1 protein-coding gene is annotated in these 1,455 nt (G+C 46.0%); it reads right to left on the minus strand.

Annotated elements, in window-relative coordinates; translation table 11 throughout:
* Positions 1-270 precede the first annotated feature (270 nt).
* Positions 271-1,164: a flagellin gene (locus QZ506_RS02610; protein WP_291968870.1), complete on the minus strand. Its 894-nt coding sequence runs from the start codon at positions 1,162-1,164 to the stop codon at positions 271-273.
* Between the last annotated feature and the right edge of the window lie 291 nt (positions 1,165-1,455).

Consider the following 1,455-nt stretch of genomic DNA (forward strand, 5'->3'; position numbering starts at 1 on the left):
CTATTAGGAATGCCGAACAGTATTCGCATCACGTAACAATCGACCCGTATGGGGCGCAGTCGTTACAAGTTCTGATTTATTCAACAAAGCCCCAAAACTGGCATGGAAAAACAGCATGATTACCTATTATTCAACAAAGCCTCACAGAAATGGACGATGCCCTTACAGGACTAGCGCATGGCAATGAGTCGCTTTATTATCGAGTTCGGTGACCGCCTTGACGGTCACTTCTGAGGAAAGGCATTTACACAAAATCTTAAACAGGCTCAATTAACGCAGCAGAGACAGAGCAATCTGCGGAATCTGGTTGGCTTGAGCCAATACAGCAGTACCAGCCTGTTGCAGAATCTGGTTTTTGCTCATGTTAGACACTTCGACCGCCACATTAGCATCTTCAATACGGCTACGTGCCTCAGCCAGGTTAGTTACGGTATTGTTCAGGTTAGTGATGGTGGATTCAAGACGGTTCTGAATCGCACCCAGATCACTACGTTGCGTATCAACGGCTTTCAGTGCAGCGTACACATCAGCCAATACGGTAGTACCCAGAACGTCAACACCTTTGGCACCAACTTGACGTTGACCAGCAGCACTACCTACACCGGAAACAGTAACTTGGCCACCAGAAGCAGCGGCAGAACCAGCGGGATCAAATTTGTTCCAGCCAGAGTTGCCTTTCAGGGTGATGTTGACAGCTTCTTTATCGTTAGCACCTACCTGGATGGAAATAGACGTATCAGCATTGGATTTGGACAGAATTTTGATATTGTTGAACTGAGTCTGAGAAGCAATGCGGTCAATTTCTTCCAAACGTTGGTTAACTTCAGACTGGATGGAGTCGATGTCAGATGCAGAGTTAGTACCACTCTTTGCCTGAATAGACAGTTCACGGATACGTTGCAGGTTGCTGTTGATTTCGTTCAGAGAACCTTCAGTAGTCTGCGTGATTGAGATACCGTCGCTGGCGTTACGAGCAGCCTGAGTCAGACCTTTGATGTTCGCGGTGAAGCGGTTAGCAATCGCCTGACCAGCAGCATCATCTTTAGCGCTGTTGATGCGATAGCCTGAAGACAGACGTTTAATAGCTGTCCCCAGTGCGGAGTATGATTTATTCAGGTTATTTTGTGCTACCATCGACAGGCTGTTAGTGTTGATCACTGCCATAGTTGTATTCCTTTTTCAATTCAAGTCAGTTAGGGGGACAGCGTATGCCGCCCACGGTTTCATCACCGTCCTACCTGATATCGGCGCTCCTTTCAGAAGCTTTAATGATTTTTTAAAATTTCCTTCGAAGTGGATTACTGATTAAAATACGGGCTTTGTTGAATAAATAGATTTTATGCTGGCAGTCCAGTGAAACGACGGATACTCGCAACGTAAAATCATGCAGTTAGGCCTCATGAGAAAAATGTACACCTGAGGGGACAAGCATTTTCTACCAAAACTGGCTTGGCA

Origin of the sequence: Candidatus Symbiopectobacterium sp. (assembly GCF_020054415.1) — a bacterium.
Lineage (GTDB): Bacteria > Pseudomonadota > Gammaproteobacteria > Enterobacterales > Enterobacteriaceae > Symbiopectobacterium.